Annotated in this window: 1 protein-coding gene; it reads left to right on the top strand. The window is 47.0% G+C overall.

All coding sequences use genetic code 11. The features are described from left to right. The first annotated feature begins 1 nt into the window (after nt 1). A complete protein-coding gene (locus IE055_RS17755; protein ID WP_229794362.1) occupies nt 2-1,069 on the top strand; it encodes an IS110 family RNA-guided transposase in 1,068 nt (355 codons plus the stop codon). The last annotated feature ends 202 nt before the right edge of the window (nt 1,070-1,271 follow it).

The raw sequence follows: 1,271 nt of genomic DNA, 5'->3' as shown, positions 1-1,271 counted from the left end.
GATGGAGGTTCTCAATCTCAAAAAGGTATTCATCATGAGCAATATTACACTACTCGGTATTGATCTAGCTAAATCCGTATTTCAAATCTGCGGTCTTAACCAAGCCAATCAGAAACAGTTCAATAAACAAGTCACTCGCAAACGCTTACTCAACGAGGTGCGGCAACATCCTAATGCCGTTATTGCAATGGAGGCATGCGCCACTTCTCATTATTGGGCTAGAACATTCTCTGACATGGGATTCACCGTTCGACTCATTCCGGCACAGCACGTAAAAGCGTTCTTGCGTGGCAATAAAAACGATACGAACGATGCCTTGGCCATAGCCGAAGCGGCTTTACGCCCAGGTCTTCACCCTGTTCCTGTAAAAACGCTTGAACAACAAGATATTCAAACATTATTGCGTATTCGAACTCGCCTTAAAGATGCGCGTAAAACGAATGCTAATCAATTACGAGGGCTATTGGCCGAATACGGCATTATTATGACGGTTGGTATCAGCAACATTACTAAAGAACTCCCCTTCGTTTTAGAAGATGCTGACAATGGATTAACCCCTATCGCAAGACAAGCTCTCCATAAACTACTCACTGAGCATATCAGGCTCTCTGACGAAATTCATCTGCTTGAAACCCAACTGAAAACCATAGCGAATCAACATGAGACAGCGATCAAACTTATGCACCTTCGTGGCATCGGGCCAATCAGTGCACTGGCTCTCTACGCTAGCATCGGCAATGGAGCACAATTTAAAAACGCACGCCAACTCTCTGCGTGGCTTGGGCTGGTTCCTCAACATCATGGATCAGGTGGCAAAGTGCAACTCAGCTCAATTAGCAAACGCGGCAGTGTGCAACTAAGGGTGCTGATGATTCACGGCGCGCGCACCGTGCACAACTGGGCGGCGCGGCGTGATGACTCGTTAAGCGAATGGGTAAAATCCGTCGCTGAACGACGAGGCAAACATAAAGCCGTCGTCGCGCTCGCGAACAAAACCGCAAGAATGGTCTGGGTAGTCTTAAACAAAGGCGTTGATGCCTTACCTAAACACTATCTTGCCAACGTATAAACAGAAACAACGAATTTAAAACTTACCTCAATTGCCAACAGTGGTGACAACCTGAAATGAACTAATCGAACCTGATTGTGACTGATGGGGTCAGTGGCTTAACCATGGCCGAAACTCTGCTAAGTCAACCAGGTAGCGAATCGCAATAAGGCCCGGTCAGCGAGGCTTCAATGACCATCGATGGCCGGATATATGTCCGCAA

Origin of the sequence: Arenicella chitinivorans (assembly GCF_014651515.1) — a bacterium.
Classification (GTDB): domain Bacteria; phylum Pseudomonadota; class Gammaproteobacteria; order Arenicellales; family Arenicellaceae; genus Arenicella; species Arenicella chitinivorans.
The sequence above is the reverse complement of the archived record's forward strand: the minus strand, read 5'-3'. Positions and strand labels throughout refer to the sequence as shown.